Annotated in this window: 21 protein-coding genes and 1 pseudogene; 9 read left to right on the plus strand and 13 right to left on the minus strand. The window is 72.7% G+C overall.

What is annotated here, in order from left to right; translation table 11 throughout:
* Window positions 1-37: 37 nt before the first annotated feature.
* From ACIOSR_RS06840 to ACIOSR_RS06850, 3 genes are all read left to right on the plus strand, one after another.
* Entirely contained in the window at window positions 38-1102 is a 1065-nt protein-coding gene (locus ACIOSR_RS06840) for a hypothetical protein (protein ID WP_402752172.1), read from the plus strand.
* 38 nt (window positions 1103-1140) lie between these two features.
* Entirely contained in the window at window positions 1141-2013 is an 873-nt protein-coding gene (locus tag ACIOSR_RS06845) for an endo alpha-1,4 polygalactosaminidase (RefSeq protein ID WP_402752173.1), read from the plus strand.
* Window positions 2014-2179: 166 nt separating this feature from the next.
* Entirely contained in the window at window positions 2180-2710 is a 531-nt protein-coding gene (locus tag ACIOSR_RS06850; protein WP_173151925.1) for a hypothetical protein, read from the plus strand.
* Window positions 2711-2748: 38 nt separating this feature from the next.
* Here the strand turns inward: ACIOSR_RS06850 and ACIOSR_RS06855 are convergent, their stop codons facing one another.
* The 5 genes from ACIOSR_RS06855 to ACIOSR_RS06875 all read right to left on the minus strand — a co-directional run bounded on the left by ACIOSR_RS06855 (window position 2749) and on the right by ACIOSR_RS06875 (window position 7032).
* Window positions 2749-2949 carry a helix-turn-helix transcriptional regulator gene (locus ACIOSR_RS06855; protein ID WP_371740395.1) on the minus strand — a complete coding sequence of 67 codons (201 nt, stop codon included), beginning with the start codon at window positions 2947-2949 and terminating at the stop codon, window positions 2749-2751.
* Window positions 2946-3344 (minus strand): hypothetical protein, encoded by a 399-nt coding sequence (locus ACIOSR_RS06860; protein ID WP_402752174.1) that lies wholly within the window; start codon window positions 3342-3344, stop codon window positions 2946-2948. Before ACIOSR_RS06860 ends, ACIOSR_RS06855 begins: the two co-directional genes overlap by 4 nt.
* A 171-nt stretch (window positions 3345-3515) precedes the next feature.
* Window positions 3516-4361: a transglutaminase family protein gene (locus tag ACIOSR_RS06865; protein ID WP_056049355.1), complete on the minus strand. Its 846-nt coding sequence runs from the start codon at window positions 4359-4361 to the stop codon at window positions 3516-3518.
* Window positions 4358-5284 (minus strand): alpha-E domain-containing protein, encoded by a 927-nt coding sequence (locus tag ACIOSR_RS06870; protein ID WP_056049358.1) that lies wholly within the window; start codon window positions 5282-5284, stop codon window positions 4358-4360. Before ACIOSR_RS06870 ends, ACIOSR_RS06865 begins: the two co-directional genes overlap by 4 nt.
* Window positions 5278-7032: a circularly permuted type 2 ATP-grasp protein gene (locus ACIOSR_RS06875; protein WP_402752175.1), complete on the minus strand. Its 1755-nt coding sequence runs from the start codon at window positions 7030-7032 to the stop codon at window positions 5278-5280. The genes ACIOSR_RS06870 and ACIOSR_RS06875 overlap by 7 nt, the downstream gene beginning before the upstream one ends.
* Before the next feature lie 196 nt (window positions 7033-7228).
* On the opposite strand from ACIOSR_RS06875, the gene ACIOSR_RS06880 reads away from it, so the two are divergent.
* The 4 genes from ACIOSR_RS06880 (at window position 7229) to ACIOSR_RS06895 (ending at window position 11545) form a co-directional block, all read left to right on the plus strand.
* A complete protein-coding gene (locus ACIOSR_RS06880; protein WP_056049364.1) occupies window positions 7229-7441 on the plus strand; it encodes a hypothetical protein in 213 nt (70 codons plus the stop codon).
* A gap of 147 nt (window positions 7442-7588) precedes the next feature.
* Window positions 7589-7858 carry a GlsB/YeaQ/YmgE family stress response membrane protein gene (locus ACIOSR_RS06885; RefSeq protein ID WP_043595797.1) on the plus strand — a complete coding sequence of 90 codons (270 nt, stop codon included), beginning with the start codon at window positions 7589-7591 and terminating at the stop codon, window positions 7856-7858.
* 105 nt (window positions 7859-7963) lie between these two features.
* Window positions 7964-8710, plus strand: coding sequence for a phosphotransferase (locus tag ACIOSR_RS06890; RefSeq protein ID WP_402752176.1), 747 nt, complete (start codon window positions 7964-7966; stop codon window positions 8708-8710).
* Window positions 8711-8830: 120 nt separating this feature from the next.
* A complete protein-coding gene (locus ACIOSR_RS06895; RefSeq protein WP_402752177.1) occupies window positions 8831-11545 on the plus strand; it encodes a phosphoenolpyruvate carboxylase in 2715 nt (904 codons plus the stop codon).
* 79 nt (window positions 11546-11624) lie between these two features.
* Here ACIOSR_RS06895 and ACIOSR_RS06900 read toward each other — a convergent pair whose 3' ends face one another.
* From ACIOSR_RS06900 to ACIOSR_RS06920, 5 genes and pseudogenes are all read right to left on the minus strand, one after another.
* A complete protein-coding gene (locus ACIOSR_RS06900) occupies window positions 11625-12587 on the minus strand; it encodes an SDR family NAD(P)-dependent oxidoreductase (protein ID WP_123572107.1) in 963 nt (320 codons plus the stop codon).
* A 69-nt stretch (window positions 12588-12656) separates the two neighbouring features.
* Window positions 12657-13283: a CDP-alcohol phosphatidyltransferase family protein gene (locus tag ACIOSR_RS06905; RefSeq protein ID WP_192124097.1), complete on the minus strand. Its 627-nt coding sequence runs from the start codon at window positions 13281-13283 to the stop codon at window positions 12657-12659.
* A gap of 199 nt (window positions 13284-13482) precedes the next feature.
* The gene (locus ACIOSR_RS06910) at window positions 13483-13917 is read right to left on the minus strand and encodes a hypothetical protein (RefSeq protein ID WP_402752178.1); all 435 of its coding nucleotides are present in this window, start codon (window positions 13915-13917) and stop codon (window positions 13483-13485) included.
* 215 nt (window positions 13918-14132) lie between these two features.
* Entirely contained in the window at window positions 14133-15218 is a 1086-nt protein-coding gene (locus tag ACIOSR_RS06915) for an alkene reductase (protein WP_402752211.1), read from the minus strand.
* A 225-nt stretch (window positions 15219-15443) separates the two neighbouring features.
* A pseudogene (locus ACIOSR_RS06920) lies at window positions 15444-16457 on the minus strand (MFS transporter); the annotation flags it as partial.
* A 22-nt stretch (window positions 16458-16479) separates the two neighbouring features.
* Here ACIOSR_RS06920 and ACIOSR_RS06925 point away from each other — a divergent pair.
* Window positions 16480-17070, plus strand: a complete 591-nt coding sequence (locus tag ACIOSR_RS06925) for a TetR/AcrR family transcriptional regulator (protein ID WP_402752179.1) — start codon at window positions 16480-16482, stop codon at window positions 17068-17070.
* A 33-nt stretch (window positions 17071-17103) separates the two neighbouring features.
* Here ACIOSR_RS06925 and ACIOSR_RS06930 read toward each other — a convergent pair whose 3' ends face one another.
* Together ACIOSR_RS06930 and ACIOSR_RS06935 are read right to left on the minus strand one after the other, a co-directional pair.
* Entirely contained in the window at window positions 17104-18012 is a 909-nt protein-coding gene (locus ACIOSR_RS06930; RefSeq protein WP_402752212.1) for an NAD(P)-dependent oxidoreductase, read from the minus strand.
* Between the two features lie 6 nt (window positions 18013-18018).
* Entirely contained in the window at window positions 18019-18768 is a 750-nt protein-coding gene (locus tag ACIOSR_RS06935) for a lysophospholipid acyltransferase family protein (protein ID WP_402752180.1), read from the minus strand.
* A 404-nt stretch (window positions 18769-19172) separates the two neighbouring features.
* Between ACIOSR_RS06935 and ACIOSR_RS06940 the strand changes: the two genes are divergently transcribed.
* Complete coding sequence (locus tag ACIOSR_RS06940; RefSeq protein ID WP_402752181.1) at window positions 19173-19631, plus strand: hypothetical protein; 459 nt, start codon at window positions 19173-19175, stop codon at window positions 19629-19631.
* Here ACIOSR_RS06940 and recQ read toward each other — a convergent pair.
* Window positions 19592-21700, minus strand: coding sequence for a DNA helicase RecQ (gene recQ, locus ACIOSR_RS06945; protein WP_402752182.1), 2109 nt, complete (start codon window positions 21698-21700; stop codon window positions 19592-19594). The genes ACIOSR_RS06940 and recQ overlap by 40 nt on opposite strands.
* Window position 21701 lies beyond the last annotated feature (1 nt).

Genomic DNA, 21701 nt, shown 5'->3' on the forward strand with positions numbered 1-21701 from the left:
GACCCGCGACGCGCGCTCCATCCTCAGGAGGTGTCGCATGGGCAAGGCAGCAGTCACGGGCTGGGTCGCCCTCGCGATGCTGGTCTCGGGCGCGGCGCTCGTCCTCGCCGCCACCTTCCGCCTGGCCACGGTCGGGCTCTTCGCCGGCGGTTTCCTGCCCATCGGCGACCTCGACTTCGTCACCATCGCGATCTGGCTGCTCGGTGCCGCCCTCGTCGTCGGCGGCGTGGCCCTCGCCCTCGTCGGGCTGACCGACCGGGTGCTCGGTGCCCTGCCGCGCGACGAGCCGGAGCACCCTCTCGAGCACGAGGCCGTCCGCGAGACGACGCCGGCCCCCGTCCGACCGACCACCCAGGAGGCGCGGGTCCTGTCCGCAGGACGGCCGACGGCCGCCCCCGTGGTCGCCTCCGCCCCCGTCCTCGCCGCCACGCCGACGCCGGCGATCGCCTCCGCCACGGGCACGCCCGTCGAGACCGCGTCCACCCGCTCCGCCGTGCCCGAGCAGGCTCCCGCCGGGCCGACCCTCGCCGAACGCCTGCGTCCCGTGCTGTCGTCCGCCGCCACCCGGGTCGCGGCCGCCGTGCGCGCCACGGGTGACGCCCTGGCCCGGGCCGGTCGGGCCACGGCACGGGCCGTCCGTCGCGCCTCCCGGGCCGTGGTCGCATGGGTCCGACGCACCACCCCGGTCGTCGTCGCCTGGTTCCGCACGACCGGCACCACCGTCGCGACGCGCACCCGACCGGCCGCCCGCTCGACCTGGGACGGCGTGCGTCACGGCAGCCGGGCCACCGCGGCCGGTGCCGTCGTCGCCGCCCGGGCCACGGGGGCGACCGCACGACGCGCCTCCTCCGCCGCCGCAGCCAGGGCCCGTGAGAACGCGCGCAGCCTGGCGGACGCCCGCGCCGCTGCCCGACAGGCGGAGCACGACCGCGAACTGGCCCGCGAAGCGGCGCGCCTCGACTTCCTGACCTCGCGCCGCGCCCCCGCCACGCTTGCCGCGCCAGCCACGTCGCCCACCGCCACGGTGGTCACCGCGGGGGCCACCCCCGCCGAGGCCGCGGTCGGCGAGCGCGAGTCCGCACCGCTGTCGCACACCGCCTGACGGTCGGCCCCGCCGCTCGACTCACCTAGGCTCGCCGCATGCGCACACGCCTCGGACTCGTCGGACTCGTCGGACTCGCGCTGGTCGTGACGGGCTGCACGGGCGTCGACGCCGGGGCCGGTGAACGACCCGAGCGCGCCTCCACGTCCGCGGTGGGGGCCTCGGGGGCCGCGTCGGCCGACGGCGTCGTGCTGCCGCCCGAGGGTGCCCGCTTCGACTACCAACTGGGAGGCGCGTCGCCGGTCCCCGACGGAGCCACGGTCGTCGCCCGCGACAGCACCGACGACCCCGCCCCCGACGTCTACGGCATCTGCTACGTCAACGGGTTCCAGACCCAACCGGGCGTCGAGTGGCCGGACGAAGTGCTCGTGCGGACGTCCGACGGCGAACCGCTGGTCGACCCCGGCTGGCCGGACGAGCACCTGTTCGACCTGTCCTCGGCGGCGAACCGGCAGGCCGTGGCGGAGCGCCAGGCGTCGACGATCGACGGCTGCGCCGCCTCGGGCTACCAGGCGGTCGAGTTCGACAACCTCGACTCGTGGACGCGGTCGGACGACGCCTTCGGTGAGGACGACGCGGTCGCCTTCGCGACGCTGCTCGTCGCACGGGCCCACGCGGCCGGGCTGGCCACGGCGCAGAAGAACACCGCCGACCTCGGCGCCCGGGGCCGCGACGAGGTCGGCTACGACTTCGCCGTCACCGAGGAGTGCGACCGCTACGACGAGTGCGGCGCCTTCACGGACGTCTACGGCGGGCTCGTGTTCGACGTCGAGTACACCGACGACCTGCGCGGCTCGGTCGCCGACGTGTGCGCCCGCGTCACCGGACTCGACCCGGCCCCCTCGACCATCGTGCGCGACCACGACCTGGTGCCGGCCGACGACCCGGCCCACGCCTACACGGCCTGCTGACCCGGGCCTGCTTGGCCTCGGGACAAAGATGGTCCTCACCCACCGAAACTTCGATCCTTCGATCAGGCCAGCGGCATTACGTCGCGTGAGATACCTATTGCTTTAAATATCGGCTTCTCCTAGTTTGATAGCGGGCACAGACCCCACTGTCAAAAAAGGAGTTGAGATGAAACGAATCCCTGCCATCACCTCGGCCACTGCATTGGCTGCAGTCATGCTTCTCGTGAGCCCTTTGGGCGCATCCGCCGACACACAGACTGAGGTGGAAGCAGCCATCTCGCGGCCGGCGATCACCAACTCGGACTGGAACGAGGCGCTCATGGAGCTTGACGTGGCTGGCCTGGTCACCTCTTCGACGCCGAATGCGGACGGTTCGACGACCTCCGTCGTCGACCTGGGCGAAGGGATGACATTCGAGGCGACCTCCGCCCCCCGAGAGTCACGTCTGAGTGGGGGCAGCGATTCGCGAGGTCTCTACGTGAAGTTTAATCAAGTCGATCAAGACGCCCTCATCGCAGGAGCGGGCTTTGCACTCGGTGCCGCCATCTGCGCGATCCCCGCTGTCGGGCAGGTCGCTTGCGTCGTCGTCGGCGCCATCATCACGGCCGCCACTGTCGCAGCGAGCGCCATGGGCAAATGCAAGAACAACAAACAACTCAAGGTGTACGTGAACAGTCGCGCCGCATCCTGCGTCTGATCCAAGGTGAGGGTTCGGCTCCGAGCGGAGGCGAACCCTCACCCTGCCTCGCGAACATCGAAGGCGGCCTCCACGTCGACGTGGAGCGCATCAGCGATGGCGAACGCCAGAACGAGTCCAGGCGTGTGTCGTTCCTTCTCGATGGAATGGATGGTCTGACGCGACACCCCAACCAGCGAAGCCAGGGCTGCCTGCGTCAGACCCGTTCCCACTCGGAGACGTGCTACGTCGTTCTTCACGCGGCGAGCCGGGTAGACAGCAGGTAGCGCGCCCAGAAGTCCGTGATTGCGACGACGGTGACCAAGAGCACGGCCAGCGACGCCGGAATCCAACTCCCTGACAGCAGCAGCAAGAGACCCGTCGCAGGAAGGACGATCAGGAGGTCGGCGAAGGCGCAGGCCCCGGCTCTCTGCACCAAGGAAGCCTCCAGCCCGGACGGAGCATCCATCCGAGATCGATTCCTGGCTCGTCGTACGACAAGGCCCACGGAGACGATGGCGATGAAGAGCATGCCGAAAGCCGTGATCCTCCCGACCTGGGACCAGACCCCTGTTGCTGACGCGCTCACCCCGAACCCCAGGACCATGGCGAGGACCGCTGCGGCGGGAATCGAATAGGGCATGTGAGTTCTCATGACTGTCTCCTTGACCGTCGAGTGCCGGATCCCTGCGGCCCGACCATTCGACCGCAGTCGATCATCAGATGTCAAGCCTGCTTGTCATGACACGCATTGGTGGCCCATGCCCGAATGCCGGCCACCGACCCGGCCCACGCCTACACGGCCTGCTGACCCGCGCGGGCGGGCCTAGGCCTCGCGGGTGATCTCGACCGTGACGAAGAGCTCGCTGTTCGACGACCCCGCGTAGACCCCGCGCAGCGGCGGCACGTCGCGGTAGTCGCGACCCTGCCCGACGACCACGTGCCGTTCGCCGATGTCGATCAGGTTGGTGGGGTCGTAGCCGTGCCAGGTGCCGCAGAAGAACTCCACCCAGGCGTGCGACTCCCCCGTGACGGTCTCGCGCAGCTCGGCCGAGGGCTTCGGGTGCAGGTAGCCGCTGACGTAGCGCGCCGGGATGCCCGCCGCCCGCAGCGCACCGACCGTGACGTGGGCGATGTCCTGGCAGACGCCGGCCCGGGCGGCCCACGACTCGGCGGCCGTGGTCTTCACGTTCGTGACGCCGGGCAGGTACCGGACCGCGCCTCCGACCGTCTCGCAGATCGCCATCGCGGCGGCGCACGGATCGGCGTGGGTCGCCCGAGCCTCGGTTCCGACCGCGGCCAGGTCGGCCGGAGGCGCGGTGAGGGGCGTCTGCTCGAGGTGTTCGACGAACGACGTGCTGGCCCCCGCGACCGCCGCCAGGTCGTCCCACGAGATCGTCTCGGAGGGATGCGCCTGCGGCCGCACCTCGACGAGCGAGGTCGCGGTCAGGGAGAGCTGCCGGTGCGGCAGCAGCACCTCGAACGACGACACCCGCGTGCCCCAGTAGTCGACGTACTCGTGCGAGGCGGCGACCGGCTCGATGCGCAGGTGCGACGAGAGCACGAACTGGCCCTCGGTGTGCGCCGGAAGCATGCGTGCCTCGTTGTAGCTCGCGACGGCCTCGCCCTGGTACGAGAAGCCCGTGACGTGCCGGATGCGCAGGCGGCTCACGAGCGCTCCCCCACCCAGGTGGGCGCGGCGCTCGTCGGGAAGTACCGCTGCCTGATCGCCTCGGAGGCGGCGCTCGTCGCGGCCTGCACGGTGTCCATCTGCCCGGGCAGGTCGTCGAGGATGTCGCCGATCGGCCGGAACTCGAGCTCGCTGCGCATCTGCCCGAGGATGCGCACCCCGCTGTCGGAGGCCGCGACCCGGTGGGTCGTCGGCTCGACCTCGCGCAGACAGGCCTCGGCCCGGCTGATCGCGAAGAGCACGCTGCGCGGGAACAGCCGGTCGAGCAGGAGGAACTCGGCCGCGTTGCGGGCGCTCGGCACGCCCCGGTAGGTGCGCAGGTAGGCCTCGTACGCGCCGCACGACCGCAGGATCGTCGTCCACGACGGGCCCGACGCCTCGGTGAGCGTGCGGGTCGCGAGCAGGCGCGCGGTCATGTCGGCCCGCTCGATCGACCGGCCGAGGGTGAAGAACTGCCACACCTCGTCGCGGCTCGTCGCGCTCTCGATGATCCCGACGGCGAGCGCGCTCCGTTCGCGCACCCAGGCGAAGAACTCGTGCACCTTGTCGTCGGCGACCTTGCGCGGCATGCGGGCGCGCGTCGTGTTGAGGCACTCCCACAGCTCGGTCGACACGATCTCGCGGGCCCGGCGGGCGTTCTCGCGGGCGGCGCCGAGCGAGTAGGCGATCGACGCCGGGTTGTGCCGGTCGACCGCCAGCATCGACAGGACGTCGCTGCGGGCGAGATCGCCCTCGGGGGCGTCGCTGCCCATCACGGCGAGCAGGCTGCGACAGGCGACGTCCTCCTCGATCCAGGGGTCCTCGAGCAGCAGCTGCAGGTGCACGTCGAGGATGCGGGCCGTGCCGTCCGACCGCTCGATGTAGCGGCCGATCCAGAACAGGCTCTCGGCGATGCGGCTCAGCATGATGGCCCTTCGGTCGGGGTCGTTCCGTGGTCGGGAACGCGGGACGCAGGAGGCATGGGTCGGCTTCGTGACCCGGCCCGCCCCTCCTTCGTCTGTTGCTGTTGCGCCTGCTGGTCGTTGCGGGGGTCGTCCTGGGGCGCGTGGTCGGGACTGTGGTCGGCCGCCGAGGCCGCGGCCGCGGCGACCTGCTCGGGGGTGATGATCGGGAGCGACTGCGTCGGGGTCGTCTGCTCGGCGATCAGGGCGCTGACGTCGTGGCCGGCCCAGGCGTTGACGTCGCCGCCGACGATCCAGGTGTCCTTCGAGCCGCCGCCCTGGCTGCTGTTGACGACGAGCTGGCCCTCGGGCAGCGCGACCCGGGTCAGGCCGCCGGGCAGCACCCAGACGTCGTCGCCGTCGTGCACGGCGAAGGGCCGCAGGTCGGCGTGCCGGGGTCGGAGTCCGTCGTCGACCAGGGTCGGGATCGTGCTGAGCTGCACCACGGGTTGCGCGATCCAGCCGCGGGGGTCGCGTCGCAGCTGGGTGCGCAGGTCGTCGAGCTCGCGGCGGCTGGCCGCCGGGCCGACGACGAGGCCCTTGCCGCCCGAGCCGTCCACGGGCTTGACGACGAGCTCGTCGAGCCGGTCGAGCACCTCGTCGAGGGCTCCGGGGTCCTCGAGCCGCCAGGTGTGCACGTTCGGCAGCAGGGCGTCCTCGCCGAGGTAGTAGCGGATCAGCTCGGGCAGGTAGGTGTAGACGAGCTTGTCGTCGGCGACGCCGTTGCCCACCGCGTTCGCGATCGTCACCGTGCCGAGACGGGCGGCCATCAGGAGGCCCGGCGAGCCGAGCACGGAGTCGGCCCGGAACTGCAGCGGGTCGAGGAACTCGTCGTCGACGCGGCGGTAGATCACGTCGACGCGTTCGGGCCCGCCGGTGGTCCGCATGAAGACCCGGCCACCGGAGCAGTAGAGGTCGCGGCCCTCGACCAGCTCGACGCCCATGAGGCGGGCCAGCAGCGTGTGCTCGTAGTAGGCCGAGTTGAAGACCCCGGGGGTCAGCACGACGACGGTCGGCTCGTCGACTCCCGACGGGGCGCTCTTCTTGAGGGCCGCGAGCAGCCGGTTGGGATAGTCGCCCACCGGTCGCACGCGCATCGAGACGAACAGCTCGGGCAGCGTCTGCGCCATGACGCGACGGTTCGAGATGACGTAGCTGACGCCGCTCGGCACGCGCACGTTGTCCTCGAGCACGCGCCAGGCTCCGGCCTCGTCCCGGACCAGGTCGATTCCGCTGACCTGGATGCGCACGCCGTTGGCCGGGTCGATGCCGCTCGCCTGCCGGTGGAAGTGGCTCGAGCTCGTGATGAGGCTCGCGGGGATGACCCCGTCGGCGATGGCGGTCTGCGGGCCGTAGACGTCGGCGAGGAACGCCTCGAGGGCCTTGACCCGCTGCTTGATGCCGTGCTCGACGGTGGTCCACTCGGCGTGCTCGACGACCCGGGGCACGGCGTCGAGCGGGAACGGCCGCTCCTCGCCGGCGAAGTCGAAGGTGACCCCCTGCGCCAGGTACGAGTCGGCCAGCGCCGCGGTGCGGCCGCGCAGGTCGTCCTGCGTCATGCCCTCGAGGGTCGCGTGGATCTCGTGGTACGCCCGACGGGGCGTGCCGTCGAGCTCGAACATCTCGTCCCACGCGGCGGCCGGCGGGCGGGCGCCGGTCGCCCGGGCCGCGGCACCCGTGGTGGTCGCGTATCCCTCGAAGAGCTCACCCATGGCTCGACGCTAGCCAGGGGGTGTTGCCGGGGTGTTTCGGTCGTGCGGCGGGGGTGTGTCGGGGTGGAGCCCGGCGAGGGAGGGGACAAAAGCGAACACCGGGAACTCCCCACCAATCCGATTTGTAACAGAGAACTCCCAGGAGGAATAGCGTCACCCCCGAACGACAAGAACGTCCCACCGGGAGGACCACCACATGCGCTTCAAGTACCTCGTCATCGCCCTCATCGCGTTCCTCGCGTACACCTACGGCGCCAAGGCCGGGAAGGGCCGCTACAAGGAGATCAGCAACTTCTTCGGCTCGTTCTGGAACGACCCCAAGGTGAAGAAGGCGCGTGCCCAGGCCAAGAAGGACGTCACCAAGGCCCGCAAGGCCGCGGTGAAGAAGGCCCGCAAGGCCGCGCACTAGTCCTCTCGACCGCTGGGGCCCGAGAGGACGACCTTCTCACGGGCCTCTTCGCATGCGGTCGTCACCCAGACCCCGCTGACACGCACCCGACCCCGACCGTCTCAGCAGCACCCGCGCACTCCGCGCACCAACGAAAAGGACCACATCATGGGCTTCCTCGCCTTCATCCTCCTCGGCCTCATCGCCGGCGCCATCGCCAAGCTCATCCTCCCCGGCCGTCAGGGCGGCGGCTGGATCGCCACCCTGATCCTCGGTGTCATCGGCGCCCTCATCGGTGGCTGGATCGGCGGAGCCGTCTTCAACGTCGGCTACGACGGCTTCTTCAGCATCCAGAGCTGGATCATCGCTATCCTCGGTGCGCTCGTCGTCCTCGTCATCTGGGGCTTCATCACCGGCCGCAAGGGCAGCCGCGCGTAAGCAGCTCCCCCGCACCACGACAGAGCGGGCCGTCCCTCCGGGGGCGGCCCGCTCCGTCGTGCCCGGGGCGGGTGCGGGTGCCGTGGCGGGTGCGAGACTCGGGGCATGTGGACGCAGAACCGGCCCGACCCCGACCCCGACGCCGAGGTGCCGGAGGCGGTGGTCACGGCCGCGCGCGGCGACGCCATCACCGCGGTGTGGCGCAACGAGGCCGGCGGCACCACCTACCGCCTGGGCGAGGGCCCGACCCGGCGCTTCGCGAAGTGGGCCCCGCACGGCAGCGGGCTCGACCTGCACGCCGAGGAGATGCGGCTGCGCTGGGTCGTCGACTTCACCCCCGCCCCCCGCGTGCTCGAGATCGGCGGTGACGACGAGGGCGAGTACCTCGTCACGGCGGGCGTGCCCGGGCGCAGTGCCGTCGACCTGCTCCGGGCCGCGGACCCGGCGACCGCCGTGCGCGAGGCGGGACGGGGGCTGAGGCGACTGCACGACGCGTTGCCGGTCGACGAGTGCCCGTTCAGCTGGTCGGTGGACGACCGGATCGCGACCAGCGAGAAGGCGCGCGCCGTGCCTCCTGACCTCGGCGACCCGCCGCCCGTCGACCTCCTCGTCGTCTGCCACGGCGACCCGTGCGTGCCCAACACGCTGATCGGCGACGACGGCCTCTGGTCGGGGCACGTCGACTTCGACGCCCTCGGCGTCGCCGACCGCTGGGCCGACCTCGCCGTCGCGACGATGAGCCTCGGCTGGAACCACGGCCCCGGCTTCGAGCAGACCTTCCTCGACGCGTACGGCGTCGCCGACGACCCCGTCCGCACGGCGTACTACCGGGCGCTCTGGGCCGCGACGTGAGCCGGATCGCGCCGTGTCGCGGGTCACGACGCCACGATGTGGGCACCGCGCCACGATTAAACATGGCGGCGTGACCACATCGTGGCGTCATGGAGCGCCCGGGTCGTCCAAGATGGTGCGGTGACCGACATCGAGACCACACGACGACACGACGGCAGCCGTGACGACATCAGCGGCGCCGTCGACGGCAGCCTCCGTCAGGACGTCAGCTACCTCGGCAGCCTGCTCGGCCGGGTGCTGCGCGAATCCGGCGGCGACGAACTCTTCCAGGCCGTCGAGGACGTCCGGGCCGCCGTCATCGCCGCCTACGAGGGAGCCGACGGCGCGAGCCTCGACGACGCCCAGCGCCTGGTCGACGCCCTCGACCAGGGGCTGGCCGAGCAGGTCGCCCGCGCCTTCACCTGCTACTTCCACCTCAGCAACCTCGCGGAAGAACACCACCGCGTCCGCGTGCTGCGCCGCCGCGGCAGCGAGGCGAGCGCCGCGGGCGACTCGGTCTCGGCCACGCTGCGCCAGCTCACCGAGGAGGTCGGCGCCGAGGAGGCCTCCAAGAGACTCGACGCGCTGCGCTTCCACCCCGTGCTCACCGCGCACCCGACCGAGGCCCGCCGACGGGCGGTCGCGTCGAGCATCCGTCGGATCAGCGACCTGATGACCGACCGCGACCGGCTCGAGAACGACGTGGCCGTGGCCGAGGCCGAGCGCCGCCTCCTCGAGGAGGTCGACACGCTCTGGCGCACCTCGCCGATCCGCACCACGCGGCCGACCCCGCTCGACGAGGTCCGCACGGCCATGAGCATCTTCGACCAGACGCTCTTCGAGATCGTTCCGCAGGTCTACCGCCTGCTCGACGACCGCCTGCTCGGTGACGCCGCCGGCCGCGAACCCGCCGTCGCCCCCGCCTTCATGCGCCTCGGCACCTGGATCGGCGGAGACCGCGACGGCAACCCGCACGTGACCGCCGAGGTCACCCGGGCCGCCGCCGACATCGCCGCCGAGCACGTGCTGCTGGGGCTGCACCGCGCGACCAGCCGCATCGGCGGCACCCTGACCCTCGACGAGGCCGAGACCCCGGCCTCCGCCGAGCTGGTGTCCCTCGCGGAGGCGCAGCGCCGGATGGACGCGGACGTCGCGTCCCGCATCGGCGTGCGCTCGCCCCACGAGCTGCACCGCCGGGTGCTCATGTTCGTCGCGGCCCGCATCGACGCCACCCGTCGCGAAGGGGCCCCGCTCGCCTACGGCCACCCCGACGAGTTGCTCGCCGATCTGCGGGTCGTGCAGCAGTCGCTGCGCGCGGCCGGCGCCCACCGCAGCGCCAACGGCGACCTACAGGGCCTCGTCTGGCAGGTCGAGACCTTCGGGTTCCACCTCGCCGAGCTCGAGGTGCGCCAGCACTCGCAGGTGCACCGGACGGCCCTCGCCGAGCTGCGGGCGGCCGATCCCGTGGCCGGCGGGGCGCAGGCGGCCGGCGGCGACGCCGGGTCCGACACCGCGCCTCCTGCCCGCAGCGAGACGACCGACGAGGTGCTCGCGGTGTTCCGCACGATCGCCGACCTGCAGAAGCGCTACGGCGTGCGCGCCGCGTCGCGCTACATCGTGTCGTTCACGCAGTCGTCGGCCGACCTGGCCACCGTCTACGAGCTCGCCGAGCGCGCGATGGGCGACGAGCCCGCGCCCGTGCTCGACGTGATCCCGCTGTTCGAGACGTTCGCCGACCTCGAGGCCAGCACGCGCATCCTCGACGAGGCCCTGCAGACCGAGGCGGTGCAGAAGCGCCTCGCGGCGACCGGTCGCCGCCTCGAGGTCATGCTGGGCTACTCGGACTCGTCGAAGGACGTCGGGCCCGTCTCGGCGACCTTCGCGCTCTACTCCGCCCAGGCCCGCATCGCCGACTGGGCCGCCGAGAACGACATCGAGCTGACGCTGTTCCACGGTCGCGGCGGTGCCCTCGGCCGCGGCGGCGGACCGGCGAACGAGGCCGTGCTGGCTCAGCCGCCGGCATCGGTCGACGGTCGCTTCAAGATCACCGAGCAGGGCGAGGTCATCTTCGCCCAGTACGGCAACAAGACCATCGCCGCCCGGCACGTCGAGCAGATGGCCGCGGCCACGTTGCTGGCCTCGAGCCCGTCGAACGAACAGGCCAACGCGACGGCCGCCACCCGGTTCGCCGAGGTCGCCTCGACGATGGACGTCGCCTCACGCGAGGCGTTCTTCGGCCTCGTCAAGGCGGACGGCTTCGCCTCGTGGTTCGCGGCCGTCACGCCGATGGAGGAGGTCGGACTGCTCGCGCTGGGTTCCCGTCCCGCCCGTCGAGGCCTCTCGGTCGAGTCCCTCGAAGACCTCCGGGCGATCCCCTGGGTCTTCGCCTGGACGCAGGCCCGCATCAACCTCGCCGGCTGGTACGGCCTGGGGTCGGCCCTCGAGGCCGTGGGCGACCTCGACCTGCTCCGTGAGGCCTACGCGACCTGGCCGCTCTTCTCGGCGATGATCAAGAACGTCGAGATGTCGCTCGCCAAGACCGACGAGCACATCGCCCGCGAGTACCTGGCGCTGGCCGACCGCGACGACCTCGCCGGACGCGTCCTCGACGAGATGGCCCGCACGCGCAAGTGGGTGCTCGCGGTCAGCGGCCACGGCGAGGTGCTCGACGGCCGCCCGGTGCTCAGCCGCGCGGTGCGGCTGCGGTCGCCCTACGTCGACGCGCTCTCCCTGCTGCAGCTGCGCGCCCTGCGGGCGATCCGCGTCGCGGGCGGAGGCGACCCGGCGGACGCCGACCACCGCCTGCTGCTGCTGAGCGTCAACGGGATCGCCGCCGGGCTGCAGAACACGGGCTGACGCCCGGAGGCAGGACGCAGGAGGCGCGGGCGGGGTCGTCGACCCGGCCCGCGCCTCCTGCGTCCTGCGCCTGCGTCGGTCAGGCGAGCAGCTGCTCGCTGAGCGCCCAGAGGCGGTCGGACTGCTCCGGGTCGAGGGCGTAGTCCTTGACGCCGCGACCGCGGGCGTCCTCGCGGAACGGCTCGGCCTCGGCGACGTCCTCGAAGTAGCGGGCCCCGACGCCCTCGGCGAGGGGGTGGACGGCCACGAAGACCGACGTCGCGGCCCCCTGCTGCGTCGACTTGAACGCGGGGTTGGGGGTGCCGTCCTCGTCGATCCAGCCGCGGTCGAGCATCTCCTGCTTGGGCAGGTGGCGCTGCAGCGGCGTCATGATGCCGCCCGGGTGCACGGCGTTGGCCAGCACGCCGTCGTCGGCCCAGCGCTGCGTGACGCCGACGGCGAAGAGCGAGTTCGCGGTCTTCGACTGGCCGTAGGCCGACCACGGGTCGTACTCGCGACGCTCGAACATCACGTCGTCGAACACGACGGGCGAGAAGTGGTGGCCGGTCGAGCTGAGCGACACGAGTCGCGACGGGGTGCCCGAGGCCTGGGCGCCCTCGACCAGGGCTCCTCGGAGCGCGTTCGCGAGGGCGAAGTGACCGAGGTGGTTGTTGCTGAACTGGAGTTCCCACCCCTCGGGGGTGCGGGTCTCGGGCGTGGCCATGATGCCGGCGTTGTCGATCAGCACGTCGAGCGGGCCCTGCCACGCGTCGGCGAAGGCCTGCAGGGTGTCGCGCTTCTCGAGGTCGAGGATCGCGGCACGCACGGTGCCGCCGCCGTCGCCGGTGCTCTCGCGGATGTCGGCGACGGCCTGCTCTCCCTGTTCGGGGCGGCGCACGGCGAGGGTCACGTCGGCGCCGGCGGCGACGAGGGAGCGGGCGGTCTCGATGCCGATGCCGGACGCGGCGCCGGTCACGACGATGCGCCTGCCGGTCAGGTCGAGGCCGTCGACGACCTCGTCCGCGGTGGTGGCGGCGCTGAAGGGGGTGGTGATGCGAGTCATGGGGTCGACGCTACGCCCGGGCCCCGGGCGGGCGGTCAGTCCCTGGACGGGCGGTCGGGCCCCGGACCGTCAGGCGGTACGGCGGGCGCGACGGGTGCGGACGAGTGCCGCCGCGTAGAGGACGGCGGCGACCCAGTGGCCGACGAGTCCGGCCCAGAGCACCACGAGGCCGATCGTGCGGGCGACGGCACCGGCGTCGGCGAGCGGGGCCGACGCCGCGCCTCCCGATCCGCCGAACTGGTCCACGACCGCGGCCGCGACCAGCACGAGCAGCAGCCCGACGAAGATGAGAGCGGTGCGGATCTTGCCGACCCACGTCACCGGGAACGAGGCCCCGGCCAGCACGAACAGGGCGTAGGCGCTCAGCAGCAGGTCGGGCACGAGCAGCAGCGGCAACACCGGCCACGGCACGAGACCGCCCGCGACGAACGCGATGACGACGACGATCACGGTGATGCGGTCCGCCACCGGGTCGAGCCACCGGCCGAGCTCGGAGGTGGTGTTCGTCCGGCGGGCGATGAACCCGTCGAGGAAGTCGGTCACGAAGACGACCGCGATGACGACCATCGCCGACCAGTAGTGCTGCCCCACGATCAACACGAGGAACACCGGCAGCAGCAGCAGCCGGGCCGCCGAGATGGCGTTGGGCACGGTGCGCCATTCGTCCTGTCGGAACAGCTTGTCGACGAGCGTCACGGGGCCCCCTCTGCACGATCGCGCGGACCGTCGGTGCCGGTCGCACCGATCACACCCGAGGAGGCGCGGGCGCGCCCCCGAGATCGCCTCGAGTCTACGGGTGCCCCGCTCCCGACCCGGGGACGCCTCCGCCGTCCGGCGGTGCCGTCAGGCGGTGCCGTCAGGCGGTGCCGTCAGGCGGTGCTGTCATCCGGTGCCGTCAGGCGGTGCCGTAGAGGGCGTCGGGCAGCTCCCGCGTGAAGATCTCGGCCGTCTTCGGGCCGACGCCCTTGAGGTCGGTGAGGCGGCGGGTCAGCTCGGCACGGTCGGCCGACGACCGCACGAGGTGGTTCACCGACCCCCAGTCGGAGTCGATGCGCCCCATGACCTCGTGCAGCTCGTCGCTCATCACGTGGTCGATGCGGGCGTAGCCGGCCTCGTCGAGCAGCCGGCGCAGCCCCTCGTGGTCGTGCTCGGCGAAGCGTGCGGGGCTCGTCAGCCCGTGGTCGACGAGCACCTGGTAGGTCTCGGCGGCCACGCTCTGCTGCACGGGCCGACCGAACAACACGCTCGCGAGCAGCCAGCGGTACAGCTGCTGCGGCGAGCCCTCGCTCACGTCGATCCCGAGGTCGGACGGGTGCTTCACGTCGGTCATGCCGTCCTGTCTACGCCGGGTGCGCGGCGCGGGTGACGCGACCCGCGCCTCCTCGGCTCGCCGTGCGCCGGCGGCCGCGCGGGTCGGCCGGACGGGTCGGCCGCGCGGACCGGTCGCGCGGACCGGCCGCACGACGACGGACCCCGCCCCGGGCGACCGACCACGGCAGGACGTGGTGGGTCGCCCGGGACGGGGTCCGCGGTGCCGGCGCCGGACTAGCGCGCGGCGTGCTCCAGCGTCGGGTAGTCCGTGTAGCCCTCGGCACCCTCGGCGTAGAACGTGGCGGGGTTCGGCTCGTTGACCTCGTGGTCACCCTGCCACCGCTCGACCAGGTCGGGGTTGGCGATGGCGAAGCGGCCCACGGCGACGGCGTCGGCCTGGCCGTCGGCGACCTCGGCGATGGCCTCGTCGCGCGTGGTGATCTGACCGAAGCCGCTGTTGGCGATGAAGGCACCACCGAAGCGCGTGCGGAGGTCCTGGACGAGCTCGCCGCGCAGGTCGGCCTGCAGCACGCTGAGGTAGGCGAGGCCGAGCGGCGCGAGGCCCTCGACGAGCGCACGGTAGACGGCCGTCACGTCGGCGACGTCCGTCTCGACGACGTCCTGGATGTTGTGCATGGGCGACAGGCGGATGCCGACGCGGCCGGCACCGATCGCCTCGGCCACGGCGGTCGCGGTCTCGATCGCGAGGCGGGCGCGGTTCTCGGGGGTTCCGCCGTACTCGTCGGTGCGGACGTTCGAGACGGGCGAGAGGAACTCGTGCAGCAGGTAGCCGTTGGCGCTGTGGATCTCGACGCCGTCGAGCCCGGCCTCGAGCACGGCGCGCTTCGACGCGGCGACGATGTCGGCCGTGACCTTGTGGACCTCGTCGGTCGTGAGGGCGTGCGGCACGGGGAAGTCGACCTTGCCGGTGGCGGTGTGCACCTGGCCGTCGATGGCGATCGCGCTGGGGGCGACGATGCGGTCGGTGCGCGTGATGTCGGTGTGCGAGACGCGACCACCGTGCATGACCTGCATGACGATCTGGCCGCCCTCGGCGTGGACGGCGTCGGCGACGCGCTTCCAGCCGGCGACCTGCTCGTCGGTGACGATGCCGGGCTGACCGTCGTAGGCCTTGGACTCCTGCGAGGGCCAGGTGCCCTCGGTCGTGATCAGACCGAAGGAGGCGCGCTGACGGTAGTGCTCCACCACGACGTCGCCCGGAACGCCGTCGTCGCCGGAGCGGAGACGGGTGAGGGGCGCCATGACGACGCGGTTGCGCAGCTCGAGCTGGCCGAAGGTGGCGGGAGAGAAGAGGTCCAAGGGTGGTCCTTCCGAACGGTGACGCGCCCTCGGGCGGGGGCGCTCGTGAGGCAACGCCCCCGTTGCACGATGCATTCCCCGGCTCACGAGGCCCGGGAGCGCCGCGAGGAGGGCGCCGAGGGCTGCCACGGCGAGGGCCACGCCGTAGCCGCCGGTCCCGACGAGCGCGCCCAGGACGACGGCCCCCACGGCCTGGCCCAGCACCAACAGCACGAAGAGCAGGGCCGTCCCGCTCGCGGCCCGCTCGGCGTCGATCTCGGCCGTCCAGGCGATCAGCGCACCCGTCGCCGCCGTGTAGGCCCAGCCGAAGGCCGCGCAGGCCACGAACGCCACCGGCACGACGCCCGGCAGGGTCGCCAGCCCGGCCGTGCCCGCCGCCATCGCGACCAGCGTGAGCGCCCAGACCGCCCCGGGGGCCAGGCGCGCCAGCGGTCGGGCGGTGGCGATGACGGCGGTGCCGCCCGCGCCGAGGCAGACCCAGGCCCCGACCGACAGCTCGGCCGCCACCCCGGCGTCGACCAGCAACGTGCGCCCGAAGTTCCAGACCCCGGCCGAGGCGGCACCGGCGAGCAGCGCCGCGACCAGCACCCACCGGTGGTCGACGAACCACGACCGCGGGGGCAGGAGGTCGCGCCCGACCGAGGTCGTGGCACCCGTCGCGTCGCTCGGTCGAGCCACGGAGCCGCGGTGGTCGAGCACGAGGACGGCCCCGGCCGCGACGATCGCTCCCCCGACGGCCGCCCACCACGCGAGTCGCCAGTCGGGCAGCACGGCGGACGCCAGGAGTCCCGCCGCCACGAGGCCCGGGCCCGTCCCGGCGTTGACGACCGTCTGGCCGCGCGCCTGCCGTCCGCGCTCGAGACCGCGCTGCAGGAGGCGCACCAGGGCCGGCGACGCGAGGCCGGCCCCGGCCGAGCTGAGCACGGCCGCGAGCGCGAACGGCACCACGTCGGGCGCGAGGGCCATGCCCGCGGCACCGATCGAGGCCGCCGCACCCGCCGTGACGACGAGGCCTCGTGGGTGCCGGGCGGACGCCGCGAACCCCGCCACCGCGCCGGCGACGTAGGCGAGCGATCCGCCCGACGAGATCAGCCCGGCGATGCCGGCGTCGAACCCGAGGTCGGCCTGCGTCTCGGGCAGGTACAGCCCGTAGGCGAGGCGGACCAGGCCGTAGGTCACGGCGATCAGGGCCGTGCCGGCCGCGACGAGCCCGGAGCCAATCGAAAACGTACGTTTCATTTTCACAGCCTAAGCTGTCCGCATGCCCCTGCGCCCGGCCAGCGAGAAGAAGATCCTCGACGCCGCCGACGACCTGTTCTTCACGAACGGCATCGCCGCGACGCCCGTCGACGCCGTCCTCGCCCGCGCCGGCGTGTCGGCCGCGACGATGTACCGCGGCTACCGCAGCAAGGAGGCGCTGGTCGCCGCAGCGCTGACCCGTCGCCACCACGACTGGCTCGCCACCTGGGACGCCGCCGTCGCCCGGTGCGACGAGGCCGGCCCGCGCCTCCTCGCGGTCTTCGACGCGTTGGACGACTTCCGGTCCCGCCCGACGGGGGCGCGCTGGTGTGCGTTCCTGGCCTCGGCGGCCGAGTACGTCGATCCTCCCGCCGACGTCGCCGAGGCCGTGCGGCTCGACACCGAGACGCTGCGCACGCGACTCACCGACCTGGCACGCCCGCTCGTCGGCCCCGAGGCCGAGGGCCTCGCCGAACGCCTGCTGCTGGTGGTCACCGGCGACCTCGCCATGCGACTCCGCGAGCCCGACCGCGACACGACGACGGGCCGGGCCGTCGCGGCGTCGCTCATCGCCGCCGCCGGCGCCACCGGCCCCACGAGCCCCGGCCGCTGAGACCCTCCTGCGCGCACGAGGGTCTCGGCGGTCCTAGCGGGTCTCGGCGGAACCGTCCCGGTCGAAGCCGGAGCGGACCGCGGCGATGTCGTCGCCGCCGTGCCCCCGGTCGGCCGCCGTCGCGTAGACGCCGGACAGCGCCTCGAGCAGACCGGTGTCGAAGCCCGTGCCCTGGGCGGCCTCCTGCATGAGGTCGAGGTCCTTGCGGATGCCGTCGAGCGCGAACTGGGCCGGGTAGTCGCCGGCGATCATCGTCGCGCCCTTGAGGTGCGCGTACGGGGTGTCCGACTGGCCCCCGTCGATGGCGTCGAGGAAGAGCTGCGGGTCGAGGCCCAGGGCCTCCGTCAGCGCGAGCGACTGGGCCGTGGCGGCGGTGATCGTGGCGATCCACGCGTTGGCGGCGAGCTTCAGCGCCGTGCCCTGCCCGACCGTGTCGCCCGCGACGATCGTCTTGGAGCCCATGGCGTCGAGGACCGGACGCACGGCGTCGAGCAGGGCGTCGCCGCCGGCGGCCAGCATGACGAGCTTCCCCGTCGCGGCCGGCTTCTTCGTGCCGAGCATCATCGCCTCGACGAGCCGGAGTCCGTGCCCGTCGGCCGTCCGGACGACGCGGGCAGTGTCGGCCTCGCCGATGGTGCTGGCCTGCACCCACACGGTGTCGGCACCGCTCGCGTCGGCGGCCTCGTCGAGGACCTCGAGCACGGCGTCGCCGTCGAACAGCACGGTGACGACCACGTCGGCGCCCTCGACCGCCTGCCGCGCCGTGTCGGCGACCGCGGCACCGTCGGCGGCGAGCGGCTCGGCCTTCGACCTCGTGCGGTTCCAGACCGTGACGTCGAACCCCTCGCGCAGCAGTGTCCCCGCCACGCCCTGACCCATGATGCCCGTCCCGAGCACTGCGACCTTCATGGCCCCGACGCTACGCCCGGGACGCGCGAGCAGCGCGGCTCAGTCGAGCGGATCGGGCCCGACGGGGTCGGGCCGCATCGCGCGACGCACCCGGGCGACGACCGAGGGAGCGGGCGGATCGTTGTAGACGCCCGCCTCGACCTGGCCACTGAGACGCTGGACGGCCGCCATCACCTCGTCGGTGGCGTGCCGACGAGCCCGACCCGACTTCGCCTCCCCGTGGTGCGAGAGGTCGAGGGGCTCGCCGAACTCGACGGTGACCTTCCGGAGGCGCGGGAAGCGCGTGCCCACCGGCTGCAGTTCCTGCGTCCCCGTGAGGGCGACCGGCACGACCGGGGCCCCGCTCGTGAGCGCGAGCCAGGCGACGCCCGTCCGGCCGCGGTAGAGCCGCCCGTCGAGGGAGCGCGTCCCTTCGGGGTAGATCGCGAACGCGTCACCGTCCGCCAGCTTGCCGAGGCCCAGGTCGAGGGCGTGCTGCGCGGCGGACCCGGCCCCTCGCTCGACGCCGATCGCACCGATGCCGGTGAAGAAGGCCCGCGACGCCCGACCCTTGAGGCCCGAGCCGGTGAAGTAGGCGTTCTTCGCGAGGAACGAGACCTGACGGGGTGCCATGAGGGTGATCACGACGCTGTCCATGAACGAGAGATGGTTGCTGGCCAGGATGACGGCGCCGCGCCGCGGGACGTTGCGGCGCCCGATCACCCGGGGGCGCCAGACCGCGCGCACCAGGGGTGACAGGACCGAACGGCTGAGGGTTGTGAGCACGCTCCACTGTGCCCGACGCCACATTCCCCGAGGCGCATGGCTCGCCTGTGCGCCTCACCCGGGGGCCCTCGGCACCCACCCGCACCACCCGATTCGGGGAACAACGGGTGTCCCCCTCAGGGAGGATTGCCGCCGCCGGAGCCGCGGCCTATCGTCGGAGACCGACCGAAACGGGACGCTCGTCCGGTTCACGACCCTCCGACGAGTCCTCGTCGGGGGATCGACCCGAGACCCGGGGCGAGCGCCGCGACGCACCGCCCGTCCCCGTGGGCGGTGGTCCGGCCGGGCGGACGGCCCCCCGCGCTCCGGCTCCGACAGCCGGGGACGACCCCGGACGGCCCGAGGCGCCCCGAGTCCCCCGAGTGCCCCGCCGCATCCCCCGACGACAGCCCCGACGACCCGAGAGGACCGCCTTGGACGACGAGACCATGACCACCCGCCCTTCGCGCCTGCCGGTCGTCTTCGGCGCCACCTCGCTGATCTCCACCTACTTCGCCGTCGCCAGCATCGTCGGCGCGGGCACCTCGGTCGGCGTCGGACTCACCGCGACGGTCGTGGCGACCGGCCTCTACGTGCTGTCGGCGGTCGTCTGGCTCGCGCTCGTCGTCGTGGCGGTCTCGTCGGTCCGCCGGACGCGACGAGGCGCTGCGCTCGACCGGACGAGCATGCGCTTCATCGGGTTGGCACCCCCGGCGGGCGGGGCCGTGCTGCTCGCCGCGGCCTACGTCGCCCGCATGAACGGACAGCCCTTCTTGGGCGGGTTCTCGGCCATGGTGATCACGACGGTCGCGCTGGTCGTCCTGTCGCAGGCGTTCCCGCTGCTCGGCTTCGGCCCGTCGACCCCGGGTCAGCGCCACTCGTCGGGCGGCGGCGGGGCGTCGTCGTAGGGGTCGTAGGGAGCGTCGGCCGGCACGTCGTAGAGATCGTCGGCCGGCACCTCGGGCACCTCGTCGACGGCGGGCGGCGCGGCACGGCGGGCACCACGAGCGGGGGCGGTCGAGGTCGCCCGGGACGAGCGGGGCGTCGTGCCGGCCGACGCCGACGCCGTCGTGGACGACCCGACGGCCGCCGCCTCGGCCGGTGCGGTGCCGCCCACGACGGCGAGCACCTGCTGACCGTAGGTGTCGAGTTTCTTCTGGCCCACACCGCTGATGCCCGCGAGCTGATCGAGCGAGGTGGGCCGTTCGGATGCGATGCCCCGCAGGGTGACGTCGCCGAACACCACGTAGGCCGGGACGCCCTGCGCCCGGGCCACGCCGGCACGCCACTCGCGCAGCGTCTCGAACAGGGCGGCGTCGTCACCCGTCAGATCGGCGGCACCCCGCGAGGAGCCGCGGCCCGACGAACCCGACCCGCTCCGCGCTCGGGCCGAGCGCGCCGGACGTTCGGGCTCGCGCCGCAACCGGACGGTGCGACCGCCCGAGAGCACCTCGCCCGCCGTGTCGGTGAGCAGTAGGGTGCCGTAGCCGTCGGGCGAGACCGCCAACACCCCTTGGGCCAGCAGCTGCCGGACGACGCCCCGCCACTCGACGTCGTTCAGCTCGGTGCCGATGCCGAAGGTGGACAGCTGCTCGTGGCGGTTCTGGAGGACCTTGGGGGTCGACTTGCCGACGAGGATGTCGACGATCTGGCCTGCGCCGAACTGCTGGTTGCGCTCGCGCTTGAGCCGGACGACCGTCGAGAGCAGCTTCTGGGCGGGCACCGTGCCGTCGAGCGACTCGGGCGGCGAGAGGCAGGTGTCGCAGTTGCCGCACGCGGTGCTCGCCTGCCCGAAGTAGCCGAGCAGCTGCACCCGTCGGCACTCGACCGTCTCGCACAGGGCGAGCATGGCGTCGAGGTGGGCGCCGAGCTTGCGGCGGTGCTCGGCGTCACCCTCGGACTGGTCGATCATGCGTCGCTGCTGCACGACGTCTTGCAGGCCGTAGGCCAGCCACGCCGTCGAGGGCAGGCCGTCGCGGCCGGCACGGCCGGTCTCCTGGTAGTAGCCCTCGACCGACTTGGGCAGGTCGAGGTGTGCGACGAAGCGCACGTCGGGCTTGTCGATGCCCATGCCGAAGGCGATGGTGGCGACCATGACGATGCCCTCGTCGCGCAGGAACCGCGCCTGGTTGCGCGCCCGGGTCTGCGCCTCGAGGCCCGCGTGGTACGGCAGCGCCGGGATGCCCTGCTTGACCAGGAACTCGGCCGTGCTCTCGACCGACTTGCGGGACAGGCAGTACACGATGCCGGCGTCGCCGTCGTGCTCGGTGCGGATGAACCGCAGCAGCTGCTGCTGTGGGCCGTCTTTCGCCTCGATGCGGTACTGGATGTTGGGCCGGTCGAAGTCGGCGACGAAGTGCTTCGCGTCGTCGAGCTCGAGGCGGCGTGAGATCTCGCGGTGGGTGGTCTCGGTGGCCGTCGCCGTCAGCGCGATGCGCGGGACGTCGGGCCAGCGCTCGTGCAACACCGACAGCTCGAGGTAGTCGGGACGGAAGTCGTGCCCCCACTGCGCCACGCAGTGGGCCTCGTCGATGGCGAAGAGCGAGACGTGGCCCCGGTCGAGCAGCGACTTCGTGGACTCGAGCTTGAGCCGCTCGGGCGCGAGGTAGAGCATGTCGAGCTCGCCCGCGACGAACGCCTGCTCGACCGCACGACGACGGTCGGGGTCTTGCGTCGAGTTGAGGAACGCCGCCCGGACGCCGACGGCCTCGAGGGCGTCGACCTGGTCTTGCATCAGCGCGATGAGCGGCGAGACGACGATGCCCGTGCCGTCGCGGACGAGGGCGGGCACCTGGTAGCAGAGCGACTTGCCGCCACCCGTGGGCATGAGCACGAGGGCGTCGCCGCCCTGGACCACCTGGTCGATGATCTGCGCCTGCTGTCCACGGAACTCGTCGTAGCCGAACACCCGGTGCAGCACGTCGAGGGCTGCGGTGGGAGCGTCGGGAGCCAGGGCGGGCGAGGCGGTGGTGGTCACG

It is taken from the genome of Frigoribacterium sp. NPDC087798 (assembly GCF_044742985.1).
In the GTDB taxonomy this organism is placed as follows: domain Bacteria; phylum Actinomycetota; class Actinomycetes; order Actinomycetales; family Microbacteriaceae; genus Frigoribacterium.

What these genes read in the sequence shown, in the direction of transcription:
- ACIOSR_RS06840 (WP_402752172.1), top strand. Translation starts at nt 38, where the DNA reads ATGGGCAAGGCAGCAGTCACGGGCTGGGTCGCCCTCGCGATGCTGGTC.
- ACIOSR_RS06845 (WP_402752173.1), top strand. Translation starts at nt 1,141, where the DNA reads ATGCGCACACGCCTCGGACTCGTCGGACTCGTCGGACTCGCGCTGGTC.
- ACIOSR_RS06850 (WP_173151925.1), top strand. Translation starts at nt 2,180, where the DNA reads ATGAAACGAATCCCTGCCATCACCTCGGCCACTGCATTGGCTGCAGTC.
- ACIOSR_RS06860 (WP_402752174.1), bottom strand. Translation starts at nt 3,344, where the DNA reads ATGAGAACTCACATGCCCTATTCGATTCCCGCCGCAGCGGTCCTCGCC.
- ACIOSR_RS06870 (WP_056049358.1), bottom strand. Translation starts at nt 5,284, where the DNA reads ATGCTGAGCCGCATCGCCGAGAGCCTGTTCTGGATCGGCCGCTACATC.
- ACIOSR_RS06875 (WP_402752175.1), bottom strand. Translation starts at nt 7,032, where the DNA reads ATGGGTGAGCTCTTCGAGGGATACGCGACCACCACGGGTGCCGCGGCC.
- ACIOSR_RS06880 (WP_056049364.1), top strand. Translation starts at nt 7,229, where the DNA reads ATGCGCTTCAAGTACCTCGTCATCGCCCTCATCGCGTTCCTCGCGTAC.
- ACIOSR_RS06885 (WP_043595797.1), top strand. Translation starts at nt 7,589, where the DNA reads ATGGGCTTCCTCGCCTTCATCCTCCTCGGCCTCATCGCCGGCGCCATC.
- ACIOSR_RS06890 (WP_402752176.1), top strand. Translation starts at nt 7,964, where the DNA reads ATGTGGACGCAGAACCGGCCCGACCCCGACCCCGACGCCGAGGTGCCG.
- ACIOSR_RS06900 (WP_123572107.1), bottom strand. Translation starts at nt 12,587, where the DNA reads ATGACTCGCATCACCACCCCCTTCAGCGCCGCCACCACCGCGGACGAG.
- ACIOSR_RS06910 (WP_402752178.1), bottom strand. Translation starts at nt 13,917, where the DNA reads ATGACCGACGTGAAGCACCCGTCCGACCTCGGGATCGACGTGAGCGAG.
- ACIOSR_RS06925 (WP_402752179.1), top strand. Translation starts at nt 16,480, where the DNA reads ATGCCCCTGCGCCCGGCCAGCGAGAAGAAGATCCTCGACGCCGCCGAC.
- ACIOSR_RS06935 (WP_402752180.1), bottom strand. Translation starts at nt 18,768, where the DNA reads ATGTGGCGTCGGGCACAGTGGAGCGTGCTCACAACCCTCAGCCGTTCG.
- ACIOSR_RS06940 (WP_402752181.1), top strand. Translation starts at nt 19,173, where the DNA reads ATGACCACCCGCCCTTCGCGCCTGCCGGTCGTCTTCGGCGCCACCTCG.